Consider the following 12190-nt stretch of genomic DNA (forward strand, 5'->3'; position numbering starts at 1 on the left):
CTTTTTCCCTTATTTAATTGTACTATTCTGATAATAATTCTTGCAACCGTGGAAATACTTTTAAAGCAGTATCATGAAAGACCGCTTGATGAAAGTCATTTGGAATGATTTCTTTTATAAAAGAAAGATAGGCACCGACGGTTATGAGTGGCCAATCGGTCCCGAACATCAATTTTTCATAATGATCGCAATAATCTAGTGCATGTAACAGATGTTGTAGGAATCTCGTTTTCTTGTGCCGGTTTATTTCTTGGTTTGTTCCCACTATCAAGCCGGAAAGATCTGCGTACATATTTCTGTTTTTATAAACGACTTCTGCTCCATCCAACACCCACGGATCTCCGAAATGTGCCATTACAAACGTAACGTCTCTGTTAAACACTGCCACCTCGTCTAAAGTCAGAGGATGAGAATACTTTAATAATCCTCTCTCTGAATATGTATCTCCTGTGTGGAATACTACCGGTAAATGATACTTGGCAGCCAAACGGTACACTGGTGAATAAACTTCATCATATGCGTAAAAAGGGTAGTAACCTAAGTATATTTTCATTCCTACCACATTTCGCTTCTGAATTTCCCTTTCTAGGCTTTGAACATTCTCTTCCTGCATTTTATACGGATTGATCCCCGGACAATAACCCATAGTTGGAGGAATGGAGGTTGCCAGGTTTAATCCCATCGGTGTATTACTTTTAATGTCTGGAAAAGCATATGGTTCTGTTTCAGTGACCCCCATCGCCACAGCTCCCACCACATTACAATCTTGCCATTCATTGAGAAGTCCATCATACGTATAGGAGAGTCGGGATATGTTATCCGCGGTGTCTTGAAAACTCTTTATTTTTGAAAAATGGACATGGGCATCAATAATTTTCAACAGGTTACTCCTTTCTTTAAATAGTGATATTATTATGTATTCGATAGTAATGCAGAAAAACCCTTCTCTGTTTCAAGAAAAGGGTTTGCTTTTATAATAGCTTTAATTGCAATAGTTTATTCACAAGTTCTATAAAATGGATGTCAATTTATTATAGTAATTCTTCAATATCATTTTTCATTTTTGATGGAGATGTTGCAGATGCGAATCTTTCCACTACTTTTCCGTTTCTGTCTACCAGGAATTTTGTGAAATTCCATTTTACTGCCTTAGATCCCAATAACCCTTTTGCATGTTCTTTTAAGTAGTCAAATAGAGGATGAGCATCCTCACCGTTAACATCCACTTTTGAAAACATCGGGAATGAGACGCCGTAATTCAATTGACAAAATTCATTAATATCCTCTTCTTTACCAGGCTCTTGATTCCCAAACTGGTTACAAGGAAATCCTAGTACCATAAACTTTTTGTCCTTGTATTCTTTATACAATTCTTCTAGTTCTTCAAACTGGGGAGTGAAACCGCATTTGCTGGCTGTATTGACTATCAATAGGACATGATCTTTATATTCCGAGAGCGGGACTTCATTTCCTCTAATATCCAACGCAGAAAAATCATAGATTGTTGTCAATGTAATCACCTCATTTTTCTTTTCATTATGGTTGAATTTGTATTCTCTGTCCATTATTTGTGTGCGACTACTTAGAACAGGCCTACCGCTTTTCCTTCTTCATCAACATCCATCTTCAGTGCTGCCGGCTCTTTTGGAAGACCTGGCATCGTCATGATGTTACCAGTTAGAGCAACGATGAAGCCTGCGCCAACGGAAGGTTTCAGCTCTCTGATGGTTACTGTGAAGTTCTCTGGTCTTCCTAGTTTTTTTGCGTCATCAGTTAGGGAGTATTGTGTTTTTGCCATACAAACCGGCAAGTGCCCCCATCCTTCCCCCACAATTTGTTGAAGCTGTTTTTGGGCAGCCGGCAACAACTCCACACCTGATCCGCCGTATACATTCTTTACAATTGCTTCTAGCTTTTGTTCAAGAGTATCCTCTGATTGATAGAGCGGTGTATAGGCAGACTGTTTGGACTCCATTTGTTCGAGTACTGTTTTCGCTAACTCTAAACCTCCATCTCCACCCTGTTCCCACACTTGGGTAAGGGCCATTGGAATATCATTTTTTTGGGACCAATTTTTCACAAATTCAATCTCAGCTGCAGTGTCGGTAATAAATTCATTTAGTGCAATGACAAAAGGCAATCCGAATTTTTCTATTGTCTCTACGTGTTTTTTGACATTTTCAATTCCTATACTCAACGCTTCTAGATTTTCTTCTTTTAATTGATCTTTTGACACGCCTCCGTGCATCTTGATAGCACGGATGGTAGCTACGATGACCACCGCTTCCGGATTAAAGCCGAGCGCTGGTGTTTTAATATGCAAAAATTTCTCCGCACCAAGATCTGCTCCGAACCCCGCTTCTGTCACTACAAAATCTCCTAACTTTGCGGCCATTTGAGTGGCTATCACACTGTTACAGCCATGTGCTATGTTGGCAAAAGGGCCACCATGAATGATGGCAGGAGTATGTTCCATCGTCTGAACAAGGTTTGGCATGCACGCATCCTTAAGCAGTAACGTCAAGGCTCCTTCTACTTTTAAATCTTTTACCGTCACTGGTTTTTTCTCCAGATCATAACCAATGACAATTCTTGCAAGCCTCTCTTTTAAGTCAGCTACATCTTTCGCCAAGCAGAAAACAGCCATAATTTCAGAAGCAACTGTTATATCAAAGCCGTCTTCTCGCGGAACCCCTTGTGTAGGTCCTCCCATGCCGATGACTACTTTTCTAAGTGCACGGTCATTAAGATCAAGTACTCTTTTCCAAGAAATTCTCCTAGTATCAATCTTTAGATCATTTCCTTGATGGATATGGTTATCAATCATGGCAGCAAGGGCATTATTTGCTGTCGTAATAGCATGGATATCTCCTGTAAAATGAAGGTTGATGTCTTCCATCGGCAGCACCTGGGAATATCCTCCGCCGGTTGCTCCTCCCTTCATTCCCATCGTCGGTCCAAGGGATGGTTCGCGCATAGCGATTACTGTCTTTTTTCCCAGTTTGTTAAGTGCCTGTCCGAGTCCAACTGTGACAGTAGACTTCCCTTCACCTGCTGGAGTAGGATTGATAGCTGTTACCAAAATTACTTTACCATTTTGTTTATTATGTAAACGCTTTGTAATGTCAAGGGAGAGCTTTGCCTTATACTTTCCATAAAGTTCTATTTCATCTTCTTCAATATCAAGCAGACTTGCAATGTCCATAATCTTTTTCATTGAAGCTTGCTGGGCTATTTCAATATCACTTTTTATTGCAGTCTTAGTATGTTTCATCCTTCATTCCCCCGTTATAAATGATAGACTTTTTTGTTTTTTTGACAACGTTATTATTGTACCACTATTCCTAAAAATTATGGATTCGTACTGCGCTTATAATTCTTAGCGAGGAAATTTACATAAAATTTGAAAAACATTAATTTCTCCATAATATAAGATTGATAAAATTTCTTTGTAGGTATTATGGATAGGAGGCATAAAAATGAGAAAAAAAGAGTCAAAGATTATTATTTTGACTGCTTCTTATGGGACTGGCCATCTTCAGGTAGCTAATTCTCTTTATCAAGAATGTGCAAACAAAGGCATGACGAATGTTAAAATATGCAACCTTTATGCAGAATCACATCCATTCATTTCAGAAGTTACGGAAAAGCTATATACAAAAAGTTTTACGTATGGGAAGCAATTCTATAAGCTTTTTTATTACGGAACGGACATAATTCAAAATAAAAAGATGCTTCGTTGGTATTATCAGTACGGACTTAAACGACTCACTTCCCTTATCCAATCTGAAGAACCAGACATTTTAATAAACACCTTCCCTATTACCGCCGTTCCTGAATTCCGTCGTCGAACAGGAGTTGTAATACCAACCTTTAATATCATTACTGATTATTGCCTCCACAGTCTCTGGCTTCATGATGATATTGATAAATATTATGTTGCCAGCAATGAACTGAAAGCAAAGATTCACTCACGAGGCGTCCCTGTATCCAAAGTTGTGGTAAGTGGCATCCCCATCCGCCCAGCCTTTTCTGAATCGCACGATAAAATGGCTCTTTATGAAAAGTATAAAATAAATCCTGAGAAAGACTTGATCCTCCTTATTGCAGGAGCACATGGTGTGCTGAAGAATATCAAAGAAATTTGTGAAACACTTTTGTTAACTACCGACCATCAATTAGCGGTAGTATGCGGCAATAATCTTTCATTAAGAAACGAGTTGGCGCATTTAAATAATAGGTATGATGAAAGGTTTCATTGCTTCGGATATATAGAGAGAATTGATGAGTTATACAGGCTTGCAAGTGTAATGATTACGAAGCCTGGAGGCATTACACTCTCAGAAGCTACGGCAACAGGGACACCTCTCATCCTTTATAAGCCTGTCCCTGGACAGGAAAAGGAAAATGCACTATTTTTCTCTGAAAAAGGTGCGGCTTTAATAGCTAAGGACCGGGAAGAATTGCTTCTTAGCATAGACTCTTTACTTAAAAATAAGGAAAAACAACTCTCTTTGCAAGCCTCGATTAGAAGGTTGTACCTTCCAACTTCGCAAGGGATGATTATGACAGATATCCTTAATGAGAGCGAAAAAATAATGCGAATAGGTTACCCCTCTTCCATTAAATCACAGAAAAAAAAGGTTGGAAGCTAGTCGCTTCCAACCTTTTTTATATTATTCTGATTCACTAGTACCTTTTGCTTTTACACCCTTACTTTTGTAAGGTTTGTTGCTTTTGGCTTTATTGGCAGCTTTCTGCCAGCGGCTCCATCCCTTTTTACCTGTTCCGCGGCCAGTTCCTCCGCCCTTGCTCTTACTACTACTCATTTGTTTCACTCCTATATATATACCAACTAAAGATTATAATTTCGTTAAACATCTAGCTTACTACATTAGAGTGATTAAGCAAAGGTTTTTTATATAGAGGGTGCTATTCGCCAGTCGTATACACTTCTTCAAATGGCTGGACTACGACAAATCCGTTACCGGTGAATTTCATTTGGATAGATTCGCCACTTCCTCTTCCAAGGAAAGTTTTCAATTGCACATCTGTAACAAACTCCGGCTGCAGGTTTCCTGACCATGCTACCGTTGCATTTGGGTCCGTATAAACAGGCTGCCCCGGATAAACCATCAAAGTAAGAGGCTCATAATGCGAGGTAAAGGCCACCATACCACGACCTTCCAGCCTAACATTGAAAAGTCCGCCTGCCATCATGCCTGCCACTCTTCTCATAAGCTTAATGTCCCAATCCAATCCCTTTTCAAAAGCAAGCAGGTCGTTGCCATTGATATAGATGCTGTCACCTTCTAGATCAAGGATTGTAATTTTTTTACCCTGATCAGCAATATACAGTTTTCCGTTGCCTGAAGCCTTCATCAGTTGTGATCCTTCTCCAGTAAAAGCTTTTTTCATCAGTTTCCCTAAACCATGTTCTAACATTCCTTCACGTTGAAACTTGATGGAACCTTCATAAGAAATCATCGAACCCATTTTGGCCCAAATATCTCCGTTAAGATTCACCTCAAGAATCCTTTCCGTCTCTAACTCAAATAAACCTTGCCCTTTATCTTCTTGCCTGCTTTTTTGAATAAATTGCTGAATGGAGTATTTAGACATAAACAAATCGCCTCCCTATTTTTTCTGGAACTCAAAAACCCACATGAACGTTAACGCTTGCTTTAGAAAACGAGGTAGATTAGTGGTATCCAGTTTTTTCGCTTCTTCTTTATATACGGGCATCCCGTCCAAAAGTTCCCAACCATTTTCTAGAGCAAGCCGTTCGAATTCCCAGGGCATCATGGTGTTGCAGATTGCTTCTTTTCCATACAGCCTTTGGTAGCTTTGTGCCCTTGGTCCGGCAGTTGGCCCCAACAAGCCCAAATACAATTTCCCTTCTGGCTTTAACACTTTATGAAATTGTTCTAACACTTGAATAGGCTGTTCTACCCATTCGATAGAATTAATGGCCATCACAGCATCCATCGAGTGAGCTTCAAGTGGCAGCTCCGTCAAACTTCCCTTTTTAAACTTGATTTTTGTATGTACCCTGTTCTTCACAGCTCTTTCTATCATGGCTTCTGCTATATCCACTCCTGTTACATAGTACCCGTTTTCTGCTAGCAAGAATGAACCAAAACCATCTCCACACCCTGCATCCAAAACATGAGCTTCTTGTTTTAACCTCTCTTTTATAAAAGGAATGATCGTTTTCCTGCTACCGTTCAACCACATATTTTCACTGTTTTCATGCCAAAAATCTGCACTCTCGTTCCATACCTTTTCTGTTTCTTCATTCCAGTTGAACTTTTTCATGTTAACCCCCCTTATTAAAAAATCTATTAAACATTCGAATAATTTTATTCTACAAGGAAACGCTACAATCGTATAGAGAAAGGAGGATCAACTTTGAGCGAAACATTTGTAGCAGTTCAGAAAAATGGCGATGGTGATATCACAGGTTTTAAAACATCCAGCGGCAGAGTTCTCTCCTATCAAGAAGCTGTAAACGACGTAAATCAAGGCACTGTCCTTGGAGCGAATGTGTTTAAAGGTAAAGACGGCGAGATGTATATAAGAGGAAACGCCGACGGGGATCCCACAAACAACTTGGATAACTTACCGTTATTCTAAATTATCCGAAGGAGCAAACCAACATGACGAAGAAACATAACAACGGCGGTAGTCAAAATCAGAACAGCCCTACAAGCAGCTTTAAAGGCGGAAGCGAAAAAGTCGCCGGGGATAACAGCAAAGGTAATAAGCGTAATAAAGATCAAAAAGATAAAACGGAGCTATAATACTTGGGAGCTGTCCAATTGGGCAGTTCTCTTTCTTTTTTCTCCACATATTCAGAAAATCCTATATAATTTCATTAAGAGTTGATCTATTGAAACTGTAAAGGAGCTTTCTTTATGTATATACCTAAGCAATTTAGAAACGAAGAAACGAAGGAGCTTGTCCAATTTATCCGGGAAAACAGTTTTGGAGTACTATTCTCTCAGCATGAAGAAAAACCGACTGCTACACATTTGCCATTCATCATATCTACGGAAGTAGACGGTACCATCACATTACTTTCACATATGGCTAGGGCAAATCCTCAGTGGAAAACGCTGGATTCAAATGATGCACTGGCAGTATTTAACGGACCTCATGCCTATATATCTGCTTCCTGGTATGAAGAAGAGAATACTGTTTCTACTTGGAATTATGTAAGTGCACATGCTAGTGGTAAAGTAGAAATTCTCCAAGACGATCAGTCGCTGTTACATATTTTGAAAGAAGCAACAGATTTTTATGAAAAAGGGATGGAAAACCCATGGAGATTGGAAGATAACCTGGAAACTGCCGAAAGTATGTTAGGTGGAATTGTAGGATTAAGAATTAGAGTGGAAAACCTTCAAGGTAAATGGAAATTGAACCAGCATCATTCAATAGCAAGAAAAGAACGCGTCATTCAACAACTGAAAAAACAGACTCAATATGATTCAAAAGTAGTTGCTACATTAATGGAACTAGAGCTACAACTTAAAAAAGAGGGATGATCGAAATTCAGGTCATCCTTTTTGGTTTACATCGTCAAAGAAATATCTTCCACATTCTCCTTAAAGTGTTTATAATAGTCTCTTGTTAGTGCTTTCATTCGGAAAGAATCAGGAGGTTGTAAACAACATGATTGAAGTGAAAAACATCAGTAAGCATTACCGTTTGTTCGAAAGAGATCCAGGATTAACTGGAGCGGTAAAAGCTTTATTTAAAAGGAAATATATAAATAAGACCGCAGTAAACGATATTAGCTTCACCATTCCTAAAGGAGAGATTGTAGGTTACATCGGGTCTAATGGCGCTGGGAAATCCACCACTATCAAAATGATAAGCGGGATTCTTACACCAGACGAAGGTTCGGTAGTAGTCAACGGCATCACCCCCTATTCAGATAGAACAAAAAACGCAAAGAGTATTGGAGCTGTTTTCGGACAACGAACACAGCTATTTTGGGACATTCCAGTCCAAGAATCTCTTGAACTATTAAAACATATTTACGAGGTTCCAGAAGATGTGTATGAAAGGAACCTTGCGAAATTTAAAGAAGTATTAGATTTGGAAGCGCTTCTTCCTATTCCGGTTAGACAGCTTTCCTTAGGACAAAAGATGCGATGCGAGCTGGCTGCTGCCTTTTTACACAACCCTTCTGTTGTATACCTGGATGAGCCAACCATCGGCTTGGATGCTTCGGTAAAAATTAAGATTCGTCAATTTATAAAACAAATGAATAAGGAACATCAAACCACTGTCATATTAACTACTCACGATATGCAAGACATTGAGGAGCTTTGCCACCGCATTATCATTATCGATAAGGGCAGTGTCATTTATGATGGAAGTCTGCTTTCTCTTAAACAGCAAACACGATTTAACCGAACAATCAAACTTGAAATTGATTCAAATGGGCCATTAAACCTTCCTTCCTCCTTGAAAAGTTCTGTTCTTATTGAACTACCAGAGGAAGAAGATCACTACTTACTCCATTTTAATAACACGGTCATTTCAGGCAGTGAGATTATGAAGGAGATTATGAGAGACTATCTCGTTCAAGACTTTACGATAACAGAACTTGGCATCGAGAAAGTCGTACAGGAAATTTACGAACGGGGGCCAGAACATGCGGAAGTACTTGGAGCTGTTAAAGTCTCAAATTAAAGTCGAGACCGCCTATCTCGCTTGGTATTGGGCGGATGTTGTCTCCACTTTGCTCCGGTTGGTCATTATGTATTTTTTCTGGGTCGCTGTTTTCCAAAATCGAACAGAAATCTCCTCCATCTCCTTCGAATCGATGATTACATACGTTGTCATTGCCATGATGTTAGAAAACTATGTATCTGGAGCAGGAAATGAGATGGCCAGAAACATTAAAAATGGCGATATAGCCTTGGAGCTATTAAAGCCATACGATTACCTGACAAAGTTAATATTCATGGACCTTGGTTCAAAAGCAAACAGCTTTGTCCGCACTACTATTCCAATTTTTCTTGTGGCCATCATATTTATCGGTATTCAAGCACCTCAATCCTTCAAGGTAGCTATTTTGTTTTTGGCCAGCATGTTAGTTGGGATCCTTATTGGGACACAAATAGACCTTATTATTGGTGTATTGGCATTTTGGACAGTCAATGTGTGGGGAGTGCGCGTGTTACGTGAAGCGATCGTTAAATTCTTTTCAGGAGCACTCATTCCACTCACCTTATTCCCTGGCTGGTTTCAGGAAGTAAGTAGCTACCTACCTTTTCAGTCGATGATCTTCGTACCTGTAGCAATTTATACAGGACAAATAAAAATGGGTCCGGACGCATTTATGGCTTTTTTCACCCAATTGTTTTGGCTCGCCATCTTATTTGTGATTGTCCGAGTTGTGTGGAATCAAGCAGTTAAAAGAGTAACTGTGTTTGGAGGATAACCTATGTGGAAAAAGTGTAAACGATATACATTCTTATACGGAAAATACTTTAGCAATCACTTAAAGGTGATGATGGAGTATAAAGCAGACTTTTTCATCGGATTGTTTTCGGTCATGGTACAACAATTTACTGCTCTCTTTTTCTTAAAAATTGTTTTTGACCACATAGAAGTCCTTAAAGGTTGGACTTTTCATGAAATTCTTTTCATCTATGCCATTGCGTTTTTAGGTCGCTCCATACACCATATTTTCTTTGATAATTTATGGACGCTTGGATGGCAGTATATTAGATCAGGCAACTTTGACAGACTTCTGTTACGACCGGTGAACCCCCTTTTTCAAATTGTAGCGGAAAGAGTACAGCAAGATGGGTTTGGTCAATTAATAATAGGAGCTATTGTTTTAACGGTCGCTAGTGTGAATTTGGAAATCGAATGGACGATTCAGAGTCTGCTGTTACTAGTTGTTTTCATTATTTCCAGTGGAATCTTATTTGTAGCCATCAATCTTTTCTTTATAACTTTTTCATTTTGGATGGTTGACAGTCTTCCAATTGTTGTTTCCGTTTTTCAGTTAAGTGAGTTTGCAAGATACCCTTTAACGATCTATCCAAAGGCTGTCACTTTAATCATCACGTGGTTGATTCCATATGGATTTACGGCATATTACCCGGCAACCTACTTTTTCGAAAAAGAATCCGTGATCGCGATGGCACTCATTACCCCCGGTATAGCTATACTTTCATTTATCATTGCATACTGGTTTTGGAACAAGGGAATTCGGGCTTTTACTAGTACAGGAAGTTAAAGACAAAAGCCAAAAATTAGTTATTTATGTATCACCGCTGTTCCTTTCCGCAAATGGCTTCGCTTTCCGCGGGACGGTGCTTGAGCCTCCTCACAACGCTTCAGGGGTCTCAATCTACCGTTACTCCCCCGCTGGAGTCTCCGCCATTTGCTCCAATTCACAGCTAGAAAATACCTTAAAGAGGGATTTCCAAACTACATAGATTAGAAAAGTATTTCTTTAACCTTTAGTTGAATGAAGTCACTTAGTTGATTGGAGTGGAAGGCGAAGCCTGAGGAGGCTCACGGACCGCCCGCAGGCAAGCGAAGCGCCTGGAACGGAAATCAACTGGACTTTACTATTCCACCTTTTTTTCACTCCACTTATCTTAATCTCAGTAGTTGTTTTCTATTATTAAACAATGTTGGAAAAGACAATAATCCAAGCATGATGCTTGTTACAGATGCAGTTGTGAGTAGTAAAAATACAATTAGCAGTTGAAATTGAACGGCTTGAATGGGACTGGCTCCAGCTATAATTTGACCGCTCATCATTCCCGGCAGCTGAACAAGACCAATCGTTTTCTGGCTTTCAATGGTCGGAATCATACTGGCCTTGATTGCCTGGATCAATTGGGTATGGATTGCCTGTTTGGTTGTCCCGCCAAGCGAAAGGATCAGGTCAATTTCGTCCTCTCTTGCTTCTATCTCTGAAAGAAATCTATTTAAAAAAAGTATGCCTAGCACCATTGAGTTTCCAATAATCATGCCGGTTATCGGAATGATATACTGCGCAGTTGCCGGAATAATTTGGAATCCAATCAATATCCCTTGTGTCAGCACTTCAATAAAAATGAATGTTACGGCAACCTTCCATGTGAGCCCTTTGATTGGGGTCTTCTTTCTTGCGACATTTTGAACAGCAGCTCCAATAATAGTCAAAACCATTAAAATAATTAAGAAATACCCGTCAGACTCAAAAACGAACGTCAACAGGTAGCCGACGATAAATAGCTGTACAACAGACCTGATTACAGCGATTATCGTATCTTTTTCAAGCCCAAGGCGAAATGTTTTAGAAAGAATGATAGGTATTAAAACAAAAACAAGAGCGATTGCGAGCGTAAATACGTTCATTTCACCACCCCCTTAAGGAATGCTTGTACATGTTCGTTTGTGGAGTTTTGGATATCCTCACTTCTCCCTGCTTCTAACAATTCTCCGTCCATTAAGATCCACGTGTAGGTTCCGACTGTTAAAGCCTGATTCAAGTTATGGGTGATCCATATTATAGTAGTACCGTATTTTTTGCTTACCCTTTGTATTAATTCGTCGATCTCTTTTTGTGAAGTTTGATCCAATGAAGAAGTTATTTCATCCAGCAGTAACACTTTCGGACGATTCACAAGTGTCCTTGCAATGGATAACTTTTGTCGTTGTCCGCCTGATAAATCTTTTACGTTCTGATGTAACTGGCTTTCTTCAAGTCCCACTACATTTAATATGTTTATCGCCTCTTCCTCTTCAAGAGAGCGATTCTGCAGCTTCAAAGGTAAAGAAAGGTTATCAAATACATCACCATCAACCATTGGAGCACTTTGAAGAGCTATCCCCACGTACTTGCGAAGATCTGTTGGTTCATAGGTATTCAGCTCTTTGCCATTTATCATTATCTCACCTGATGTTGGAGTAAGAAGACCGTTAAGCATTTTCAACAAAGTTGTCTTACCTGCCCCAGAGGGTCCGACAAAGGTGGTGATATCCCCTTCTGATATGTCTCCAGAAATTCCTTTAAGAATTTGATTATTATCGGTTTGGTACTTTACGTCCTTTAACTGTATTGCCTCCTTCAACGGTACCCCTCCTTTCCATTTTATAGTAGATACTATACCCTTCTTCTCAAAAAAAATAAGGCCGAGCACCTTCACTCGACCTTCCAACCTAT

General features: G+C 39.5%; 15 protein-coding genes. 7 read left to right on the plus strand and 8 right to left on the minus strand.

Going from position 1 to position 12190, the window contains the following annotated elements:
- Nucleotides 1–22: 22 nt before the first annotated feature.
- From LG307_RS12345 to LG307_RS12355, 3 genes are all read right to left on the minus strand, one after another.
- Nucleotides 23–880, minus strand: a complete 858-nt coding sequence (locus LG307_RS12345) for an amidohydrolase family protein (RefSeq protein WP_404442262.1) — start codon at nt 878–880, stop codon at nt 23–25.
- Nucleotides 881–1031: 151 nt separating this feature from the next.
- The gene (locus LG307_RS12350; protein ID WP_404442266.1) at nt 1032–1565 is read right to left on the minus strand and encodes a glutathione peroxidase; all 534 of its coding nucleotides are present in this window, start codon (nt 1563–1565) and stop codon (nt 1032–1034) included.
- Between the two features lie 17 nt (nt 1566–1582).
- Nucleotides 1583–3274, minus strand: a complete 1692-nt coding sequence (locus tag LG307_RS12355; protein ID WP_404442269.1) for a formate--tetrahydrofolate ligase — start codon at nt 3272–3274, stop codon at nt 1583–1585.
- A 205-nt stretch (nt 3275–3479) separates the two neighbouring features.
- On the opposite strand from LG307_RS12355, the gene LG307_RS12360 reads away from it, so the two are divergent.
- Nucleotides 3480–4655: a diglucosyl diacylglycerol synthase gene (locus LG307_RS12360; RefSeq protein WP_404442272.1), complete on the plus strand. Its 1176-nt coding sequence runs from the start codon at nt 3480–3482 to the stop codon at nt 4653–4655.
- A 21-nt stretch (nt 4656–4676) separates the two neighbouring features.
- Here the strand turns inward: LG307_RS12360 and LG307_RS12365 are convergent, their stop codons facing one another.
- The 3 genes from LG307_RS12365 to LG307_RS12375 all read right to left on the minus strand — a co-directional run bounded on the left by LG307_RS12365 (nt 4677) and on the right by LG307_RS12375 (nt 6318).
- Nucleotides 4677–4829 carry a DUF3934 family protein gene (locus LG307_RS12365; RefSeq protein WP_404442275.1) on the minus strand — a complete coding sequence of 51 codons (153 nt, stop codon included), beginning with the start codon at nt 4827–4829 and terminating at the stop codon, nt 4677–4679.
- Between the two features lie 103 nt (nt 4830–4932).
- A complete protein-coding gene (locus tag LG307_RS12370; protein WP_404442278.1) occupies nt 4933–5622 on the minus strand; it encodes an AIM24 family protein in 690 nt (229 codons plus the stop codon).
- 15 nt (nt 5623–5637) lie between these two features.
- A complete protein-coding gene (locus tag LG307_RS12375) occupies nt 5638–6318 on the minus strand; it encodes a class I SAM-dependent methyltransferase (protein WP_404442281.1) in 681 nt (226 codons plus the stop codon).
- A gap of 93 nt (nt 6319–6411) precedes the next feature.
- Between LG307_RS12375 and LG307_RS12380 the strand changes: the two genes are divergently transcribed.
- From LG307_RS12380 to LG307_RS12405, 6 genes are all read left to right on the plus strand, one after another.
- Nucleotides 6412–6636 carry a DUF3892 domain-containing protein gene (locus tag LG307_RS12380; RefSeq protein WP_205831518.1) on the plus strand — a complete coding sequence of 75 codons (225 nt, stop codon included), beginning with the start codon at nt 6412–6414 and terminating at the stop codon, nt 6634–6636.
- 23 nt (nt 6637–6659) lie between these two features.
- Complete coding sequence (locus LG307_RS12385; protein WP_404442284.1) at nt 6660–6803, plus strand: hypothetical protein; 144 nt, start codon at nt 6660–6662, stop codon at nt 6801–6803.
- 114 nt (nt 6804–6917) lie between these two features.
- A complete protein-coding gene (locus LG307_RS12390) occupies nt 6918–7550 on the plus strand; it encodes an FMN-binding negative transcriptional regulator (RefSeq protein WP_404442287.1) in 633 nt (210 codons plus the stop codon).
- 127 nt (nt 7551–7677) lie between these two features.
- Nucleotides 7678–8706 (plus strand): ATP-binding cassette domain-containing protein, encoded by a 1029-nt coding sequence (locus LG307_RS12395; protein WP_404442290.1) that lies wholly within the window; start codon nt 7678–7680, stop codon nt 8704–8706.
- Nucleotides 8669–9460, plus strand: a complete 792-nt coding sequence (locus LG307_RS12400; protein WP_404442293.1) for an ABC transporter permease — start codon at nt 8669–8671, stop codon at nt 9458–9460. Before LG307_RS12395 ends, LG307_RS12400 begins: the two co-directional genes overlap by 38 nt.
- Nucleotides 9461–9463: 3 nt before the next feature.
- Complete coding sequence (locus tag LG307_RS12405) at nt 9464–10267, plus strand: ABC transporter permease (RefSeq protein ID WP_404442295.1); 804 nt, start codon at nt 9464–9466, stop codon at nt 10265–10267.
- Nucleotides 10268–10629: 362 nt separating this feature from the next.
- On the opposite strand, the gene LG307_RS12410 is transcribed toward LG307_RS12405, so the two are convergent.
- Both LG307_RS12410 and LG307_RS12415 read right to left on the minus strand, forming a co-directional pair.
- Nucleotides 10630–11382 carry an ABC transporter permease gene (locus LG307_RS12410; RefSeq protein ID WP_404442297.1) on the minus strand — a complete coding sequence of 251 codons (753 nt, stop codon included), beginning with the start codon at nt 11380–11382 and terminating at the stop codon, nt 10630–10632.
- On the minus strand, nt 11379–12098 hold the full coding sequence (locus LG307_RS12415; RefSeq protein WP_404442300.1) for a phosphate ABC transporter ATP-binding protein: 720 nt from the start codon (nt 12096–12098) through the stop codon (nt 11379–11381). Before LG307_RS12415 ends, LG307_RS12410 begins: the two co-directional genes overlap by 4 nt.
- Nucleotides 12099–12190 lie beyond the last annotated feature (92 nt).

Origin of the sequence: Sutcliffiella horikoshii, from assembly GCF_044809035.1 — a bacterium.
Taxonomy (GTDB): Bacteria; Bacillota; Bacilli; order Bacillales; family Bacillaceae_I; genus Sutcliffiella_A; species Sutcliffiella_A horikoshii_G.